This window comes from Nonomuraea sp. NPDC005650 (assembly GCF_040605375.1).
Lineage (GTDB): Bacteria > Actinomycetota > Actinomycetes > Streptosporangiales > Streptosporangiaceae > Nonomuraea.
Window position 1 is genome coordinate 202,251 of sequence record NZ_JBEXCR010000001.1, and the last position, 15,323, is coordinate 217,573.

General features: G+C 72.4%; 14 protein-coding genes. 9 read left to right on the forward strand and 5 right to left on the reverse strand.

The annotated features are described in order from the left end of the window. Window positions 1–15 precede the first annotated feature (15 nt). Genes ABZS69_RS00885 through ABZS69_RS00895 form a run of 3 tightly spaced genes read left to right on the forward strand, consistent with a single transcriptional unit; the run spans window position 16 to window position 4,200 of the window. Window positions 16–1,074, forward strand: coding sequence for a C39 family peptidase (locus ABZS69_RS00885; RefSeq protein WP_355364247.1), 1,059 nt, complete (start codon window positions 16–18; stop codon window positions 1,072–1,074). Between the two features lie 4 nt (window positions 1,075–1,078). Then, window positions 1,079–2,941 (forward strand): prolyl oligopeptidase family serine peptidase, encoded by a 1,863-nt coding sequence (locus ABZS69_RS00890; protein ID WP_355364250.1) that lies wholly within the window; start codon window positions 1,079–1,081, stop codon window positions 2,939–2,941. After that, complete coding sequence (locus ABZS69_RS00895) at window positions 2,938–4,200, forward strand: M20/M25/M40 family metallo-hydrolase (protein ID WP_355364253.1); 1,263 nt, start codon at window positions 2,938–2,940, stop codon at window positions 4,198–4,200. The genes ABZS69_RS00890 and ABZS69_RS00895 overlap by 4 nt, the downstream gene beginning before the upstream one ends. Here ABZS69_RS00895 and ABZS69_RS00900 read toward each other — a convergent pair. Continuing rightward, a complete protein-coding gene (locus ABZS69_RS00900; protein WP_355364256.1) occupies window positions 4,193–5,788 on the reverse strand; it encodes an FAD-dependent monooxygenase in 1,596 nt (531 codons plus the stop codon). The genes ABZS69_RS00895 and ABZS69_RS00900 overlap by 8 nt on opposite strands. A gap of 96 nt (window positions 5,789–5,884) precedes the next feature. Here ABZS69_RS00900 and ABZS69_RS00905 point away from each other — a divergent pair, with 96 nt between their 5' ends. Beyond that, window positions 5,885–6,547, forward strand: a complete 663-nt coding sequence (locus tag ABZS69_RS00905) for a TetR/AcrR family transcriptional regulator C-terminal domain-containing protein (RefSeq protein WP_355364259.1) — start codon at window positions 5,885–5,887, stop codon at window positions 6,545–6,547. Window positions 6,548–6,675: 128 nt separating this feature from the next. Beyond that, the gene (locus ABZS69_RS00910) at window positions 6,676–7,278 is read left to right on the forward strand and encodes a TIGR03086 family metal-binding protein (RefSeq protein WP_355364262.1); all 603 of its coding nucleotides are present in this window, start codon (window positions 6,676–6,678) and stop codon (window positions 7,276–7,278) included. A gap of 10 nt (window positions 7,279–7,288) precedes the next feature. On the opposite strand, the gene ABZS69_RS00915 is transcribed toward ABZS69_RS00910, so the two are convergent. The 3 genes from ABZS69_RS00915 to ABZS69_RS00925 form a co-directional block, all read right to left on the reverse strand. Further along, on the reverse strand, window positions 7,289–8,032 hold the full coding sequence (locus ABZS69_RS00915) for a DUF427 domain-containing protein (RefSeq protein WP_355364265.1): 744 nt from the start codon (window positions 8,030–8,032) through the stop codon (window positions 7,289–7,291). Window positions 8,033–8,094: 62 nt separating this feature from the next. Then, the gene (locus tag ABZS69_RS00920) at window positions 8,095–8,682 is read right to left on the reverse strand and encodes a hypothetical protein (protein WP_355364268.1); all 588 of its coding nucleotides are present in this window, start codon (window positions 8,680–8,682) and stop codon (window positions 8,095–8,097) included. A 144-nt stretch (window positions 8,683–8,826) separates the two neighbouring features. After that, window positions 8,827–9,294 (reverse strand): adenylyltransferase/cytidyltransferase family protein, encoded by a 468-nt coding sequence (locus ABZS69_RS00925; protein ID WP_355364271.1) that lies wholly within the window; start codon window positions 9,292–9,294, stop codon window positions 8,827–8,829. A gap of 174 nt (window positions 9,295–9,468) precedes the next feature. On the opposite strand from ABZS69_RS00925, the gene ABZS69_RS00930 reads away from it, so the two are divergent. Further along, entirely contained in the window at window positions 9,469–9,912 is a 444-nt protein-coding gene (locus tag ABZS69_RS00930; protein WP_355364274.1) for an ATP-binding protein, read from the forward strand. Here ABZS69_RS00930 and ABZS69_RS00935 read toward each other — a convergent pair. After that, window positions 9,892–10,884 (reverse strand): LuxR C-terminal-related transcriptional regulator, encoded by a 993-nt coding sequence (locus tag ABZS69_RS00935; RefSeq protein WP_355364276.1) that lies wholly within the window; start codon window positions 10,882–10,884, stop codon window positions 9,892–9,894. The two genes, ABZS69_RS00930 and ABZS69_RS00935, sit on opposite strands and share 21 nt — an antisense overlap. A 136-nt stretch (window positions 10,885–11,020) precedes the next feature. On the opposite strand from ABZS69_RS00935, the gene thrS reads away from it, so the two are divergent. The 3 genes from thrS to ABZS69_RS00950 all read left to right on the forward strand — a co-directional run bounded on the left by thrS (window position 11,021) and on the right by ABZS69_RS00950 (window position 15,309). Further along, complete coding sequence (thrS, locus tag ABZS69_RS00940) at window positions 11,021–12,268, forward strand: threonine--tRNA ligase (protein ID WP_355364279.1); 1,248 nt, start codon at window positions 11,021–11,023, stop codon at window positions 12,266–12,268. Between the two features lie 90 nt (window positions 12,269–12,358). Further along, complete coding sequence (locus ABZS69_RS00945) at window positions 12,359–14,365, forward strand: TRAP transporter fused permease subunit (protein ID WP_355364282.1); 2,007 nt, start codon at window positions 12,359–12,361, stop codon at window positions 14,363–14,365. Further along, the gene (locus ABZS69_RS00950) at window positions 14,362–15,309 is read left to right on the forward strand and encodes a TAXI family TRAP transporter solute-binding subunit (protein ID WP_355364285.1); all 948 of its coding nucleotides are present in this window, start codon (window positions 14,362–14,364) and stop codon (window positions 15,307–15,309) included. Before ABZS69_RS00945 ends, ABZS69_RS00950 begins: the two co-directional genes overlap by 4 nt. Window positions 15,310–15,323: the final 14 nt, after the last annotated feature.

A 15,323-nucleotide genomic window follows, 5' to 3' on the forward strand; every position in this document is an offset into this window, starting at 1 on the left:
GGTGCGAAAACCACAATGTGGCTGGTGCTCACCGTCGATCTGGCCCGCGTCGCCTTCGCCCGCTTCGCCGTACCGGCGGGCCCGTCGGCGAGCTCGTGGACGAGCGGGGAGCAGCGGGTCGGGTTCCCGGCGACCCAGCTCGTGCCCTCGTGGACCGCGCGCACCCCGCCGGGCTCGTGGATCGAGGTGGCGCTCCGGGCCAGGACCGCCCGGGGCGATCTCACCAAGTGGTACGTCATGGGCCGCTGGTCGGAGCACGGCGGCCCCCGCACCTCGGTGCCCGGTCAGGGCGACGAGGACGGGGACGTGGCGGTGGACACGTTCGTGGCCCGGCGGCCGGTCGTGGCCTACCAGGTGCGGGTCGCCATGCACGGCGCGGACGCGCGCGTGACCGGGCTGGGCGTGATGGCCTCGGCCGTGCCGCGGCGCCCGGTCGCGCCGAGCCCCTTCGGCGCGGCGGGGGCGGTGGAGCTGGCGGTGCCCGCGCACTCCCAGCACGCGCACGCCGGGCACCATCCGCAGTGGGACGGCGGGGGCGCCAACTGGTGCAGCCCGGCCTCGGTGGCCATGGTGCTGGGCTACTGGGACCGCGGTCCCGGCCCGGACGAGCTGGCCTGGGTGGGGGACGGCGACCCGGCCCCGTCCGTGGACCACGCCGCCATGGGCACCTACGACGAGAGCTACCAGGGGACCGGCAACTGGCCGTTCAGCGTGGCGTACGCGGGGCGGTACGGCCTGGCCGGGTTCGTGACGCGGCTGCGCTCGGCGGTGGAGCTGGAGGCGTTCGTGCGGGCGGGCGTCCCGGTGATCACGTCGCAGTCGTTCAAGGCGGCCGAGCTGCCCGGTTCCTGCTACTCCACCAGCGGGCACATCCTGGTGGTCACCGGTTTCACCGCCGAGGGCGACGTCGTCGTCAACGATCCCGCGGCTCCCGGGGACGCCTCGGTTCGAAGGGTCTATCCGCGGGCAGCGTTCGAGAACGTATGGCTTAGGAGCTCGGGCAGCGGGGGCATCGCGTACATCCTTCACCCGCCCGACCATCCACTTCCTCCCTGTACGAATGGCAATTGGTGACTTGATGAGCATTCGACCGATCGACGTGGCCCGGACCGACGGCGGCCCGCAGTGGGTGGAGGCGGTGGCCACGCCCTCCGGCGTCGAGGTCTGGTGGGACGAGCCGCGCCCGCACGAGGGCGGGCGCCGCTGCGTGGTGCGCCGCCTCCCGGACGGCACCCGCGTGGACGCCCTGCCGCCGGGCTGGAACGCGCGCAACCGGGTGATCGAGTACGGCGGGCGCTCCTGGCGTCCGCTCCCGGGCGGGGGCCTGGTCTTCACGAACTGGGCCGACCAGCGCCTTTATCGCCTCGCCGAGGGGGCGGAGCCGGTGGCGATCACCCCGGAGGGCCCGTACCGCTACGCGGACCTCTACCTCCCGCCCGGCCGGGACGAGGTGTGGGCGGTCCGGGAGACGGACGGCGTGCGCGACCTGGTGGCGGTCCCCCTGGACGGCGGCCCGGTCACGGTGATCGCCAAGGCCCAGCACTTCCTGATGAACCCGCGCCTGTCCCCGGACGGCCGCCACGTCGCCTGGATCGGCTGGGACCACCCGAACATGCCCTGGGACGGCACCGAGCTGTGCGTGGCCCCGCTGCGCGAGGACGGCACGGCGGGCGCGTACCGGGTCGTCGCGGGAGGCCCCGAGGAGTCGGTGGCCCAGGCCGAGTGGCGCGACGACGGCAGCCTGTACGCCGTGACCGACCCCACCGGCTGGTGGAACGTCCACCTCGTCCACCTCGACGGCTCCCCCACCACGAACCTCACCCCGATCGAGCAGGAGTTCGGCGCCGCCGCGTGGAAGCCCGGTATGACGTACCTGGCCATCACGGACACGGGCCAGCTCGCGGTCGTGTACGGCACCCCGGACCTGCGCCGCCTGGGCGTGCTGAACCCCGAGACCGGCGACATCTGGGACCTCGGCGGCGCGGCCACCTACTGGTCCTCGACCGTGTCGGTCGCGGGCGGCAAGGTGGCGGCCGTGGGCGCGACCCCGTACACGCCGCTGGAGGTCACCCTCGTCGACCTCGCGGACGGCACCCACGAGGTCGTGTCGCAGCCCAAGCCGCTGCCGGACCGCGACCTGCTCCCCACCCCCGAGGCCGTGAGCGTCGAGGGCGTGCACGCGCACCTCTACCCGCCGTCCGGCGGCGAGGGCGGCCCGAGCCCGTACGTGATCTTCGTGCACGGCGGCCCGACCGGCAACCTGCCGATCGTGCTAGACCTGGAGATCGCGTACTTCACCAGCAGGGGGCTCGGCGTGGCCGTGGTCAACTACGGCGGGTCGACCGGGTACGGCCGGGCCTATCGCGAGCGGCTTCGCCACCAGTGGGGCGTGGTGGACGTACAGGACTGCGCCAGGGTGGCGCGCGGCCTGGTCGAGCTGGGCAGGGCCGACGCCGCGAAGATCGCCATCCGCGGCGGCAGCGCCGGGGGCTGGACGACGGTGGCGGCGCTCGTGCACAGTGACGTGTTCGCGGGCGGGGTGGCGCACTACGCGATCACCGACCCGGAGAGCTGGGCGGCCGAGACCCACGACTTCGAGTCCCGTTACCTGGACGGCCTGGTGGGCCCGCTGCCCGAGACCCGCGACCGCTACACCGAGCGCTCACCCCTCCTGAACGCCTACCGCGCGTCGGGCCCGTGCCTCATGCTGCACGGCCTGGAGGACGCGATCGTGGACGTGAGCCAGGCCGAGCGGTTCACCGCCGAACTGGACAAACACGGCAAGGAGTGGGCCCTGCTCACCTATCCCGGCGAGCAGCACGGCTGGCGCCGGGAGGAGACCATCGTCGCGGTGCTGGAGGCCGAGCTGGCCTTCTACGGGCTGATCTTCGACATCGAGATGCCCGAGGTGCCGCCGCTGACACTGAAGGGAAGAGCGTGAAGAGCGTTGCCGAGATCTGCTCGGATCTGATCAGGTTCGACACCACCAACCCGGGCTCCGGCGAGCGACCGGCGGCCGAATACGTGGCCACGCTGCTGGCCGACGCGGGGATCGAGCCGGTGGTGTTCGAGTCGGCTCCGAAGCGGACCACCGTCGTGGCCAGGATCGACGGCGACTCACCCGACGCGCTCCTGATCCACGGCCACCTGGACGTGGTGCCCGCCGACCCGGCCGAGTGGCAGTTGCACCCGTTCTCGGGGGAGATCGTGGACGACTGCGTGTACGGGCGCGGCGCGGTCGACATGAAGGGCTCGTGCGCGATGACCCTCGCGACCGTGCTCGACCTGGCCGCGCGCGGCGTGCGCCCGAAGCGTGACCTGGTGCTGGCGTTCCTGGCGGACGAGGAGGCGACCGGCGACTACGGCTCCCGGCACGCCGTCACCGAGCAGCGGGGGCTGTTCGACGGCGTCACGGAGGCGATCAGCGAGTCCGGCGGCTTCAGCGTGTCCTCCGGCGAGCACCGGGTGTACCCGATCGCGGTGGGCGAGCGCGGCACCGCCTGGATGAAGCTCACCGCGCACGGCGTGGCCGGGCACGGCTCGCGCCCGCCGGTGGACAACCCGGTCGCCACGCTGGTGCACGCCCTGTCGCGGGTGGCCTCCCACCAGTGGCCGGTACGCCTGACGCCGTCGGTGGCCGCCCTCATCCAGGACCTTTCCGAGATCACCGGCCAGCCGGTCGACCTCGACCGCCTCGACGAGGAGGCCGCCCGGCTCGGGCCGCTGGGCAGCCTGTTCAAGAGCCAGATCCGCAACTCGGCGAACCCGACGATGCTGAACGCCGGATACAAGGTGAACGTGGTGCCCTCGACCGCCGAGGCGCACGTGGACGGGCGCTACCTGCCGGGGCTGCAGGAGGAGTTTCTGGAGACGATCGACGCGCTGCTCGGGCCGAAGATCACCCGCGAGTTCGTCAACCTGGAGGACGCGCCCGACGCGCCGTACCCGTCGGCGTTCTTCGACACGCTGGCGGGCGCGCTGGTGGCCGAGGACCCGCTCGCGCGGCCGGTGCCGTACGTGATGAGCGGCGGCACGGACGCGAAGTCCTTCGCCACGCTCGGCATCAAGGGGTACGGCTTCGCGCCCCTCATGCTCCGGCCGGACCTGGACTACTTCGGGATGTTCCACGGCAAGGACGAGCGGGTGCCGGTGGAAGGACTCGAATTCGGCACCCGCGTCCTCACCCGCCTCCTCACCTGACCACCGGCCGTCCCTGCCTGGGCGGGCCGAACCACGTGGTGAGCGCCTCGGCGACCCCGTCGCGCCCGCCCGCCCAGGCGACGTAACCGTCGGGCCGCACCAGCAGCACCTCCGCGCTCCCGGCCGCGCCCGACGCGGTGGGCACGGCGGCGGTGGGCACGGCGGCGGTGTCCGCGTGCGCCACCCGCACCCGGTCGCGGTGACCCGCCACGGCGGCGTCGAGCCCGCCGTCGCCGGGCGCGCCCGCGAGGGCCAGCACGAGGCCGCGCCCGTCCCGCAGCAGCTCGGCGACCGCCCGCGCCGTCTCAAAGGCCGGGCCCGTGGGCGGGGCCGCCGGGATCGCCTCCAGGCGCGGTGCGAAGCGGCCGACCAGGGGGTGCGCCGCGCCGGGCGCGTAGTCCACGGCCGTCCCGTCGGCCATCCCCGCGAAGTGCCGCCTGGCCTCCGGCAGCTCGATCACCTCCCCCAGCACCTCCCGCAGGGCGTCCACCTGCGGCCCGGGCCGCATCAGCGCCACCTGGGCCCGGGTGTTGCGCAGCACCCGCGCCGCCACCGGGTGCCGTTCGGCCGTGTAGGTGTCCAGCAGCCCCTCGGGCGCGAGCCCCCGGGCCACCAGGGCCAGCTTCCACCCGAGGTTGAACGCGTCCTGCAGCCCCAGATTGAGCCCCTGCCCGCCGATCGGCGAGTGCACGTGCGCCGCGTCCCCCGCCAGCAGCACCCGCCCCTTGCGGTACGTCTGCGCGTGCCGGGTGTTGTCGCTGTAGCGGATGCCGGTCTCCAGCGCCTTGACCACCACGTCGTGCCCCGTCACCCGCCGCAGGCTGCCCTCCAGCTCCTCGGCCGTCATCGGCGCGTCCCGGCCCCCGGGCCCGCCGTCGAACTCGATGGTGGCGATCTCCCCCGGCACCAGCGACAGGTTGGCCAGCCCGCCGGGGTGGCGCAGGGACGACGTCACGGCCTCGTCGGAGGCCAGCTCGGCCACGGCGGTCCGCCCCGTCATCGTCGGCGGCGTCCCCTCGAACGCGAACCCCGTCAGCTTGCGCACCACGCTCCGCCCGCCGTCGCACCCCACGAGGTACGCGGCCCGCACCGTCCGCCCGTCGGCGAGGGTGGCCACGGCGGCGGACTCCTCCTGCGCGACGTCGGCCACCGCACACCCCTGCCAGATCCGCACCCCCAGGCCGGCGGCCCGCTCGGCCAGGACGGCCTCCAGCCGGTCCTGCTTGAGCATGAGGTATTCGGCGTTGCCGGCCTCGTCCAGCAGCGGCAGCCCGCTGAAGTGCCCGCTGACCATCCCCTTCCTGAGCAGCTCCACCATCATGGCGACCACGTCGGCCCCGGCGGGATCGCGGCGCGCGGCCAGGTCGTCGAGCATCGCCCACTGCTCCCCGGCGACCGGCCCGGCCAGGTCGCGCAGGGCCAGCGACTGCACGGTGCGCGCGTTGAGCGAGCGCAGGCCGAGGCTGCGCGTGCGGCGCTCCTCGCCCGTGGCCGCCTCCAGGACCAGCGGGTCCGCCCCGCCCAGCTTGAGCTCGCACGCCAGCAGCAGCCCCACGGGCCCGCCGCCGACGATGATCACGTCGGTCATCCCCACTCCCCTACTTACGGCGTAAGCTTACGCAGTAAGTAGTACACATACACCGTAAGCTTTGTCAATCCGAGAAATCCGAGGAAGGGGCGCCGGATGGCACGACGGGAGCCGCTGAACAGGGAGAGGGTCCTGGACGCGGCCCTGGAGCTGGCCGACAACGAGGGCCTGGAGGGCCTGACCATGCGGCGGCTGGCCAAGGCGCTGGGCGTCGAGGCGATGTCGCTCTACAACCACGTCTCGAACAAGGCCGACATCCTCGACGGCGTGGCCGAGCGGGTGTTCGTGCAGGTCGAGCGGCCGGACCCGGCGCTGACATGGCAGGAGCAGGTGCGCGGGGTGGCGCTGAGCATGCACCGGGTGTTCAGCCGGCATCCGGCGGTGCCGCTCGCGCTGGTCACCGACCAGTCCAACCCGACCTCCGTACGGGCGCTGGAGCCGCTCGACGCGCTGGTGGGGGCGCTGTTCCAGGCGGGGTTCGACGACCTGGGCGCGTGGCGGGCGCTGACCGCCGTGAACAGCCTGGTGTTCGGGTCGCTGATGCTGTCGACGGGCGGGTTCACCGGCGACCCGGGCGTGCACGCGGGCGAGCAGGGGGTCAGCGCGTACATCCGCGAGATGGACCCGGTACGGCTGCCGCACTTCAGCAGGCTGCTGCGGAGCACACGGAACGGCGTGGACCCGGCGGCGGACTTCGAGCGGGCGCTGGACATGCTGATCCACGGCCTGACAGCCGAGGCGTCAAGTCTCGCCAACTAGTGGAACAAACTATTCCGTTCTGCTATACTGAAGGCACAACGAAAAGGGGGCTCACCAATGAGCGAGCGAAGCGAGCGACCAATCGAACACAGCCGACTGTCGCTCATGCGACCGACGAAGGAGGGCGCATGAGCGACATCACCATCAGCGGCTGGGACGTTCTCGACGCCTCGCACGAGGCGCTGCGCCGGGTCGTCGGCGGCGTGCCGGCCGGCGGCTGGCACCTGCCGACGCCCTGCGCGGCCTGGAACGTCACCCAGGTCCTGCAGCACGCGGTCGGCGACCAGATCGGCTTCGCCGCCGCGCTGACCGGCGAGCCCGGCCCGGCGTTCAACCCGTTCGAGCCGTCGGGCGAGCCGGAGGCGGACCCGTCGGCCTTCACGCAGGACGCGCTGGCGCGCTCGGCCCGCGCGTGGGCGGGCGTCGACCGCGACGCCGCAGAGGTGCCGACGCCGGTGCCGCCGCACAAGATGTCGCCGTGGTCCGGCTCGACGGCGTGCGCGCTCGACGCCGCCGTGCACGCCTGGGACATCGCGGTCGCGACCGGCCAGCCCTCGCCGCTCACGCCGGAGCTGGCCAGGCCCCTGCTGAAGGTGGCCATGGAGATCGTCGAGCCGCTGCGCGCCTGGGGCGCGTACGCCGCGGTGCTGGACTCCGAGCCCGGCGACGACGACGTGGCCGCGCTGCTTCGTTACCTCGGCCGCGACCCGGGCTGGACCCCCTCCTCCTGACCGCCGACGATCAGGCGAACTTCGACTTCGGGCGCTCCTGGAGCTCGCCGTCCACGTAGATGTCGAGCTTCTCGTTGTAGAACGCGACCAGCCCGGCGACCTTCTCGCTCTCCGGCAGCGGCGTGCGGTACGACCAGGCCAGGTCCTTCCGACCGTTGACCGTCCAGTATTCCGCAGTGCCCTTGTAGGGGCAGTGGGTGGCGGTGTCGGTGTGTTCCAGCAGGTCGAGCCGTACGTCCGTCTTCGGCAGGTAGTAGCGGGCGGGCAGGCCCGTCTCGAAGAGGATGCGCGGGCTGCGGGAGTCGGCCACGGTCACGCCGTCCACCTCGACCCGTACGTGCCGCGAGCTCGGCAAGATGTCCACCCGGGTGTACGGGTCACGCGGATGGACGTAGACCTCCTCGTCCTCCTCGAACCAGGCGTCCATCGCGTCCCACTCGAACCGGACGTAACCGCGGATCTGCTCCAGCGGCGAGTCGGGATAGACGAGCGCGGCCTCGGCCGCCTCCGCCGTGCCCGAGGTGACGGTGTGGACCAGGCCGTCTCCCCTGCTCGGGGAGTGCTTGGTCGCGCCGGTGGCCTTGAGCGCGGACTGGTCCACGTCGGCCGGCGGGAAATAGTAGGTGGGGTAGTACGGCACCTCCCACACCAGGAGGGCGGAGGTGGAGTCGGCCACCACCCGGCCGCCGAGATAGGTCCTCACACGCTTGGCCGTCGGCTCGACGCGTACCCGGCCGCGGTTCGTGGCATCCATATGAGCGCAAACCCCGGCCGCGGTGCCCCTATTCCGGTCCGGGGCGGGGGCGGCGGGGGGGCTCAGCCCAGGCCGAACGCGGCCAGCGTCGCCCAGGTCGCGATCGTGCCGACCACCGTTCCCACGACGACCTGGGGCCAGGTGTGGTGCGTGAGGCGTACCCTCGCCCAGCACACCAGCGCCACGACGGCGGCCCCGGCGATCGCGGCCGGCCAGGCGGGCAGGACATGGGCGAACACGACGACCGTGCCCGCCGAGACGGCGGCGTGGAAGGAGATCTTCCAGCGCAGCGTCACCGGCACGGTGACGGCCAGCGCGACCAGCATCGCGGTCACGGTGGCGACGAGCAGCGTCGGCGCGCCCAGCAGCACCAGCAGGGCTAACGCCACCAGCACGGCCGCCACGGCGGCGAGCAGGGGGCCGGTGCGGCGGGCGCGGTCGACGATGTGGTGGGAGTCGAGGTGGCCCGCGCGCACGCCGACCGCGATCACCGCCGCCGGCACGCCGCCGCAGATCGCCGAGGCCACCAGGCCCCACGCCGCGCCACCCCAGCCCTGGGCGAGCAGGCCGACCAGGGGCGGCATGGCGATCACCAGCACTTGGGGTGCCAGCAGGTTCGTCACGCGTTTCGCCAGCAGGTCGGCTGTCATGTCACGAAAGCGTACGCGATCATGCCCTCCCGCCCACCTTCGCCTCCCACCCCGCCTCACCGCCCCCGACGCACTCCCCCACGGGCGCGACACCGCCGTAGGCGCGGGTCCAGCGTGGGCGCGGTGCTGCCGGGGCGGGGGTCGTCAGCCCTTGCCGGCCGCGTTCACGATCCGGGTCGTGGAGCGGCCGGGGATGGAGGCCATCTCCCAGCACTCCGCCCCCAGGATCGCCGCGGCAGCCGCACGCGCCCCCGCGTGCGGGTCGCCGGCCGTGTGAGCGAGCGCCCCGGGCCGCATGGGGGCCAGCAGGTCGATGTAGTCCTCAGGCCCGTGTGCCTCGGGCGGCCCCGTCACGATGAACACGCCGGTCACGAAGCGGAGGGCGGCCAGCACCTCGGCCCGCTCCTCCGCGGGGTTGAGCGGGCGGCTCGGCCCCTTCCAGGCCCGCACCCGGGGATCGTCCTCGACGCCGACGACCAGCGGCAGCCCGCGGTCGGCCACCGCGCCCAGGTAGCGCACGTGGCCCACGTGCAGGATGTCGAAGACGCCGGTCACGACCGCCGCCCCCGGCCGGTCGTACGGTTGCACCCAGACGGCCTCCAGGCTGCTCACGAGACCTCCCACGCTCTCCCCTATGGCCTAGACGACTCGTCGATCGCAGCGTACTCGGTCGGTGTCCGCGGTCGTGCAGCCGACCTCGGGCAAGGTCATTCCTACCTTTTCGCGATAATCTCCGGCCCACCTCTGGCGCGTCTCATAACGTCACCGAATTTGGGGGAGGTCGCCGTGGCACCGCCGGACTTTCACAGCGTCGACGGAGGCGACTCCCGTGATCTCGTCGCCCGGCTCCCGGGCGTGCCGTCCCAGGTGGCCAGGGCCCGGGGGCTCGTGACGGCCGCGCTCGGCCGCGACCACCCGCTGTACGACGACGTGGCCCTGCTCACCAGCGAGCTGGCCACGAACGCGATCCTGCACACCAGGTCCGGTTCGGGCGGGTCGTTCACGGTGACCGTGACGAGCTCGGAGACGGCGGTGCGGGTGCTCGTGTCGGACGCCGGGTCCGACGGGCCGCCGTGCGTGTGCCGTACGAGCGCGCAGTCCACCAGCGGGCGCGGCCTGCCGCTGATCGAGGCGCTCAGCCACCGCTGGGGCTTCACCCGCGAGGAGGGCACGACGACGGTCTGGTTCGAGCTCCTGGGGTCGCGCCTGTCAGCCGGGGTGGCCGTCTAGCTGGAGGTCGAGGCGGCACAGGCCCTCGGCGAGGGCCTTGGTGGTCAGGCGGGTACGGCTGTCGCAGCCGAGCTTGGCGAAGATGTGCTCCAGATGGGTCGTCACGGTGCGGACGCTGAGCACCAGCGCGGCGGCGATCTGCGGGTTGGAGTCGCCGGCCGCCACGAGGGTGAGCACGTCGACCTCGCGCCCCGTGAGGTCGTACGGCAGCGGGCACGGCCGCTCGGCCACGACCGCTCCCTGGAGCGCCCCCTGGAACCCGACCCCGGCCCTGAGCAGCCGTAACTCGTGCCAGCGCCCCTCGCGGTCGAGCCAGAGCCCGTGCCTGCTCAGCTCCCGCGAGTCGATGAACGCCCGGGCGAACGCGGCCACCGCCGGGTCGTCGCGCAGCGCGGCCGACGCCTCGTGGCCCGGCACCTCGCGCCGCGTCCCCACCCGGTCGAAGGCGACCGCCCGGAAGTCCCGCGGCAGCCCCACCGGGTCGATCACGCACCTGGTCAGGTCGGTGACGTGGGCGAGCATCGGGCTGATCGCGAGGACCAGCGCGCCCGTGCGCCGGGGGAAGGCGTCCTTCGTGGCCAGGTGGAGCAGCCCCGTGTAGCGGCCCTCGCTCAGGAACAGCGGCGCCGTCAGCCCCGCCCGCCAGCCGTAGGGGGCGAGGTGGCGCCGGAAGTAGCGCTCGGTGCCCGGCTCCGGCATGACCACCGGCGCGCGGGTGGCGATGGCCCTGCGGCACGCGTCGAGCCTGGCGTATTCCTCGGCCGCGTCGTGGTCGATGCGGTGGTGGCCGTCGGACACGACGCTGTGGTGCCGCCCGGTGGCCGGATCGAAGGCGACGAACTCGTACGCGTCCACCGGGACCACCCGGCGCAGGGCCGCCATCGCCGCGTGCGCGCCACCACCGCCCGCGACCTGGTAGCCGACCTCGGCGAACGCCTGGAGCTGGCGGACGTCCAGGATGATCTCGGCCACCGAGCCTTTATATCATTTGCCAAACCTTGAGGTCTTGTTGAAACTTTTTTTCACGGGCGCCCGGATGCTACCGTGAGGAACATGCAGCGCGCCCTCGTCACGACGACGCCGGACACGGTCCCGGCGCGCTGATTCCATGCATCCCGGGCGGACGCCCGGGAGCTGGTCGTTCGCCCTTTCCACGCAAAGGACGATCATGAACGACCACCGCAGGCTCGGCCGTGAGCTGGGCATCTTCGACACCGACCCGCTGATCGGCGCGGGTCTGCCCTACTGGCTGCCCGCCGGGGCGGCCGTGCGCAAGGCCGTCGAGGACTACGTCCACGAGCTCGAACGCCGCAACGGCTACCACCACGTCAACTCCCCCGTGCTGGGCAAACGCGAGCTGTACGAGAGATCGGGCCACTGGGCGCACTACATGGAGGACATGTTCCCGCCCATGAACGTGGGCGGCGAGGAGTTCGTGCTGCGGCCCAGCCTGTGCCCGCACCACGCGCTCATCTACCGCTCGCGCGGGCGCGGACGCCGCGACCTGCCGCTGCGCGTGGCCGAGCTGGGCGGCATGTACCGCTCCGAGCTGTCCGGCGTGCTCGGCGGGCTGAGCAGGGTGCGGGCCGTCCAGCTCAACGACGGCCACGTGTTCTGCGCGCCAGAGCAGGCCGCCGCCGAGGTGTCGGCCGCGCTCGACCTGATCGAGGCCGCGCACGCCCAGCTCGGCATCGCCGCCGCGCGCCACCGGCTCTCGCTGCGCGGCGAGGACGGCGAGGAGGGCGGCAAGTACGTGGACGACCCGGCCATGTGGGCGCGCTCCGAGGCGATCCTGCGCGGCGTGCTGCGGGAGCGGGGCCGCGACTTCGACGAGGAGCGCGGCGAGGCCGCCTTCTACGGCCCCAAGATCGACATCCAGATCGCGGACCCGGCGGGCCGCGAGGCGACCCTGTCGACCGTCCAGGTGGACTTCTTCCAGCCGGAGCGCTTCGACCTGCGCTATGCCGGCGGCGAACGCCCCGTCATGGTGCACCGCAGCGTCATCGGCGGCATCGAACGCCTGGTCGCGCACCTCATCGAGGTCCACGGGGGCGCGTTCCCCGCCTGGATGGCGCCCGTGCAGGCCGTGGTGCTGCCGCTGTCGGACGCCGAGCTGCCCGCCGCCGAGGCCCTGCTGCGCCGCTGCCTGGCCGCCGGGCTTCGGGCGGAGCTGGCGCCCGCCGGCCGGGGCAGCCTGGGGGCCAGGATCAGGGCGCACCGGCTGGTGCCGTACCAGCTCGTCGTGGGGCCGCGCGAGGCCGCGAGCGGCCGGGCGTCGGTGCGGCTGCGCGACGGGAGCCAGGCCGGCGAGGTGCCGGTGGAACGGCTTGCCGGGGATTCACGGCCTTTGTTCTGACGCTTGGAGATCGAAAAGATAACGGCCTCTTCCCTCCGCGCGTAACCGGCTCGTAAAGTCCGCTGCAACGCCGTGTCGGGGGAGGACGTCTTGACCGAGCTGAGCGACCGTGAGGCCGAGCTGGTCTCCGCGCACGAGCAGGAACGCCCGGCGCGGCAACTCGGCGGGCGGCTACGGCTCAGCGTGTGGATCGTCGGCGGGCTGCTGTCGGTCTATTCGCTGGTGGTGGTGTTCCGGCCGGTGGAGGCGCTGGAGCACCGGATGACGTTCCTGGCGGTGGCGCTGCCGCTGGTCTACCTCTGCTACCGGTCGGGCTGGTCGGTGCCGCGCCTGTTCAGACGCGGCACCTCCGCGAGCCCGCCACCTGAGACCTCAGCGGAGGGCGTGTCGCGGGCGGAGGGGACTCTGCGGTCCGAGCAGCCGACCGTGGCCGACTGGCTGCTCGCCGCCGCCTCGCTGGCCGTGCTGGTCTATCCGCTGCTCGACATCGACGGGTTCCGCGACCGGGGCTCCGGCGCCGCGCTGACGGACCTCGACATCGTGGCGGGCCTGGCGCTGACGGTGCTGCTCCTGGAGGCGGTACGGCGCACCGTCGGCTGGTCACTGGCCATCATCTGCATAGTTTTCCTGATTTATGCCTATTACGGGGCCTATCTGCCGATTGACTGGACCATCGGGCACCGCGGCTTCGACCTCGGCCAGATCGTGTCCCAGCTCTACACCGGCACCGAGGGCTTCTTCGGCGTCCCCATGCAGGTGGCCGCCAGCTACATCATCCTGTTCACGATTTACGGCGCGGTGCTCGACTATTCGGGCGCGAGCAAGTTCTTCATCGACCTGAGCTTCGCCGCCTTCCGCAAGTCCCGCGCCGCCCCCGGCCGCACCGTCACCACGGCCGGATTCCTGCTCGGCACCGTGTCGGGCTCCGGTGTGGCCACCACGGTCAGCCTGGGCAGCGTCGCCTGGCCGGTGCTGCGGCGGGCCGGTTACCCGAAGGAGCCCGCGGGCGGCATCCTGGCGGCCGGCGGCATCGGCGCCATCCTGTCGCCGCCCACGCTGGGCGCGGCGGCGTTCATCATCGCCGAGTACCTCCGGGTCAGCTACCTCGAGGTGCTGCTGTACGCGACGATCCCCACGCTCCTGTACTACCTGGGCATCTTCCTGGCGATCGAGATCGACTCGCGCCGCTTCAGCACCCACGCCGTGCAGGTCGACGCGCCCAAGGCGGGCAGGCTGCTGCTGCGCTTCGGCTACCACTTCAGCTCGCTCATCCTCATCATCGTGCTGATGGCGCTGGACCGCTCGGCGTTCCAGTCCGTGGTGATCGCCACCGCCATCGCGTTCGCGCTGTCCTTCCTCGACCCGCAGCACCGCATGGGCCCCAGGCGCATCGGGCAGGCGCTGGCCAAGGGCACGCTGGAGGTGCTGCCGGTGACCGCGGTGTGCGCGGCGGCGGGCATCATCGTCGGCGTCATCACGCAGACCGGCCTCGGGCTCAACCTCAGCGCGATCATCGTGGACTTCGCCGCGGGCAACCTCATCCTGACCACGCTCATGTCCGGCATCGCGGTCATGCTGCTGGGCCTGGCCGTGCCGGTGACCGCGAGCTTCATCATCGCCGCGGTGATCATCGGCCCGGCGCTCACGACGCTCGGGGTGACGCAGGCCGAGGCGTACATGTTCGTCTTCTACTACGCGGTGCTGTCGGAGGTGAGCCCGCCCACGGCGCTGTCCGCGGTGGCGGCGGCCGCGATCACCGGCGGCAACACGTACAAGACGATGATGATGACCTGGCGCTACACGCTGCCGGCGTTCCTGGTGCCGTTCGCCTTCGTGCTGACGCCGAACGGGCAGGCGCTGCTCGGGCAGGGGCCGATCGGCACCGTGCTGCTGATGACGGGCGTCTCGGCCGTCGCCGTCGCCGCGCTGGCCATGGCGACCGGCGGGCTGGCCGGATGGCCCGAGCGCGTGCTCGCGGCGGTGGCCGCGGTGCTGCTGCTGTTCCTCGAACCCGTTCCCATCGTCGCCGGTCTGGCCGTGCTGGCCGTGGCCGGAGCCGTGCACCTCGTCAGAAGCAGGAGAAGGGACCCAGCGTGAAGCGGATCTTTGCGATAGTGGCCGTCGCCGTCCTGACCGCGGCGGGCTGCGGCGGAGGTGGCGCGGGCGGCTCCGGAAACCGGCTGTCGATCGCCACGGGCGGCACGACGGGCGTCTACTACGTGTACGGCGGCGGCCTGGCCAAGCTGCTGTCGTCCAGCATCCCCAACACCCAGGCCACGGCGTCGGTGACCTCGGCCTCCGTCGAGAACATCAAGCTGCTGGCCTCCGGCAAGGCCGACATCGGCTTCTCTCAGTCCGACACGGCGGCCGACGCGGTCAACGGCAAGGACACCTTCTCCTCGAAGCAGCCCATCAAGGCCATCGCCCGCATCTACGACAACTACACCCACCTCGTGGTCGCGCCCGGCGTCAGGGCGGCCAAGGTGGCCGACCTGAAGGGCATGCGCGTCTCGCTCGGCCCGGCCAACTCCGGCACCCAGGTCGTGGCCAGGCGGGTCCTGCAGGCGGCCGGGATCAACCCGGACAACGACATCACCAAGCAGCAGCTGTCGATCAACGAGTCGGTGCAGGCGGTCAAGGACGGCACGATCGACGCGTTCTTCTGGGTCGGCGGCCTGCCCACGGCGGGCATCACCGACCTGGCCACGAGCAAGCCGGACGTGAAGGTGCTCGACACGAGCGACGCGCTGACCACCATGCAGTCGACCTACGGCCAGCAGTACGTCGGCCTCGACGTGGACCTGTCCGTCTACAAGCTGACCGGCACGATCAAGACCGTGGGCATCGCGAACGTGCTGCTCGTGCCCGACAAGATGAGCGAGCAGCTCGCCTACGACATCACCAAGACCCTGTTCGAGAAGAAGGCCGAGCTGTCGAAGGTGCATCCGGAGGCCAAGAAGCTCGACGTCATGCTGGGCCAGCAGGTGGCGCCGGTCGAGCTGCACCCGGGCGCGGCCCGCTACTACAAGGAGAAGGCCTGACGAGGCTGCTCGCG